This window comes from Caballeronia sp. M23-90 (genome assembly GCF_053574605.1).
In genome coordinates this window covers 1-1,363 of sequence record NZ_JBSIPA010000811.1, presented here as the reverse complement: position 1 = coordinate 1,363, position 1,363 = coordinate 1, and the positions used below count along the sequence as shown (strand labels likewise).

At 65.0% G+C, this 1,363-nt stretch carries 1 protein-coding gene and 2 pseudogenes; all 3 read left to right on the top strand.

The window, feature by feature from the left end; translation table 11 throughout:
* Window positions 1-16: 16 nt before the first annotated feature.
* A pseudogene (locus ACRXB1_RS36070) lies at window positions 17-307 on the top strand (DUF455 family protein); the annotation flags it as partial.
* Window positions 304-1,191, top strand: a complete 888-nt coding sequence (locus tag ACRXB1_RS36065) for an alpha/beta fold hydrolase (protein ID WP_174364305.1) — start codon at window positions 304-306, stop codon at window positions 1,189-1,191. The pseudogene ACRXB1_RS36070 and the gene ACRXB1_RS36065, both read left to right, overlap by 4 nt.
* 53 nt (window positions 1,192-1,244) lie before the next feature.
* Window positions 1,245-1,363 (top strand): annotated as a pseudogene (locus ACRXB1_RS36060) (phosphatase); the annotation flags it as partial.

Genomic DNA, 1,363 nt, shown 5'->3' with positions numbered 1-1,363 from the left:
TTGATGTCCAGGATAGCCGCCGATGCATGGTCGCCCGCCTGCGCCAGACGGCGGCGAATCGGCGGCTATCCTGGACATCATTCTCCACGACGAAATCGGCCACGTGCTCATTGGAAATCACTGGTTCCGGCACTTGTGCGACAAGGCGAACGCCGATCCGCACGTCGCCTACGAAGAACTCGCCGAGCGCTATCACGCGCCGAAACTGCGTGGACCGTTCAATTTCGAAGCGCGCCGCGATGCCGGTTTTGACGAGGCCGAACTGCGCGCGCTCGCAGGCCTCGACGCCGCCGGGTCTTCCCGATGAAACCATTCACTTCCGACTTCGTCACCACACGCGGGACGCGCCTGCATGTCCGCCGCTGGGGCCGCCCCGACGCGCCCACGCTTTTCATGCTGCACGGGTGGATGGATGTATCGGCGTCATTCCAGTTCGTCGTCGATGCGCTCGCCGGCGACTGGCAGGTCATCGCGCCCGATGCCCGCGGTTTTGGCCTGTCGGACTGGCCGGTGGCCGAGGGCAAGAGCGGAAACTACTGGTTCCAGGACTATCTCGCCGATCTCGATGCACTGATCGACCACTACACACCGCCACGCGAGGCGGTGAACCTGGTCGGCCACAGCATGGGCGCGAACGTCGTCTGCCTTTACGCGGGCGTGCGGCCGGAGCGAGTGCGCTGCGTGGTCGATCTGGAAGGGTTCGGGATGGCCGCGATGCAACCCGGGCGCGCGCCGGCACGCCTCACGCAATGGCTGGACGACCTTCGGGCGCCGCCGACGCTCAACACCTACGCCACTTTCGACGATGTCGCCCAGCGCCTGATCCGCACGAACCCGCGCTTGCCGCTCGCGAAGGCGCGTTTCCTGGCCGCCCACTGGTCGAAGCCGGACGGCGAAGGCCGCCTCCATTTGCTCGCCGATCCCGCCCACAAGCTTCGTGGACCGGTGTTGTACCGGCTGGAAGAGGTGATGGCCGTCTGGTCGATGGTCGAGGCGAAGGTCTTGCACGTGGAAGCCGTCGGGTCGCCGACTTTGGCTGCGATCGCGGCGGACGTTCCCATCGATGAATTCAAGCAGCGTTTCACCGCATTCCCGGATTGGCGCGAGGAACTCATCGATAACGCCGGCCACATGCTGCACCACGATCAGCCGGAGCGCGTCGCGGCGCTGATCGAAGCGTTTTGCGCGTGATCCGCTTTGACGCGTTGCAGTAGAATGAACAGATGACTCCCCGAGTTCCAACGATGAACGCCGACCTGCATTGCCATTCCACCGTTTCCGATGGCCAGCTCGCTCCAGCCGAGGTTGCCGCGCGTGCGCACGCAGGTGGCGTGACGCTGTGGTCGCTGACCGATCACGACCA